Source organism: Prevotella sp. LCP21S3_D2, assembly GCF_052118345.1.
Taxonomy (GTDB): domain Bacteria; phylum Bacteroidota; class Bacteroidia; order Bacteroidales; family Bacteroidaceae; genus Prevotella.
On sequence record NZ_JBQKHJ010000130.1, the window covers coordinates 1 to 311 of the forward strand.

The window sequence follows — 311 nt, forward strand, 5'->3', positions numbered from 1 at the left end:
TGCCCTAATCCGTTCCTTGCTTGACGGTTCATACCGTCCGAACCCAGTAAAAAGGGTAGAGATACCCAAAGACAATGGCAAGATGCGCCTGTTGGGCATCCCCACGGTCATAGACCGTCTGGTTCAACAAGCCATCAACCAGACCCTAACTCCCATCTATGAGCGTCAATTCTCTCCAGGAAGCTACGGCTTCCGTCCGAGAAGAGGCTGCCATGATGCCCTAAGAGGTGCTCAGAAAATAATCGATGATGGCTACATTTATGTGGTTGACCTCGACTTGGAGCGTTTCTTCGACACGGTGAGCCACAGTA

Annotated in this window: 1 protein-coding gene; it reads left to right on the top strand. The window is 51.1% G+C overall.

Annotated features, from left to right (window positions below; genetic code table 11):
• Positions 1 to 311: reverse transcriptase domain-containing protein (locus ACTQ16_RS16915; RefSeq protein WP_441938604.1), on the top strand; the 311-nt coding region annotated here is incomplete at both ends.